General features: G+C 50.9%; 1 protein-coding gene. It reads right to left on the bottom strand.

What is annotated here, in order from left to right:
* A partial coding sequence (locus AC5V8P_RS26150; protein WP_495474125.1) for an IS30 family transposase occupies positions 1-399 on the bottom strand: 399 nt, incomplete at both ends.

The following is a 399-nucleotide window of genomic DNA, read 5'->3' as shown; positions in this document are numbered from 1 at the left end:
TCCTCTGAAAAGGATTCGTGAGCGGTTCTCCAACCCAAGCATTTTCGTGGTCTATGGTTGATCAAGCGCAGAGCAGTCTCCAAGGCTTCATCCGTGATTTGTGCAAAATCTGTCCCCTTGGGAAAAAACTCTCGCAAGAGGCCATTGGCATTCTCATTCGAGCCGCGTTGCCAGGAAGAATACGGATCTGCGAAATATACCTGTAGGCCATGAGCTTCTTCCAAGCTGGCGTAACAGGCGAATTCCTTGCCACGATCTGCAGTAGCGGTTTGAAATGCACCATCAGGGTACTGCGAGGCTACTACACCAAAAGCAATTTCCATGGACAAAGCTGTACGGTCAGGCATGGGAACGGCGGTGTACAGTCGGGTCTTGCGTTCGATGAATGTAGCTACGCAG

It is taken from the genome of Paenibacillus sp. N119s, from assembly GCF_059447605.1.
This window is presented reverse-complemented; position numbering and strand designations above follow the sequence as displayed.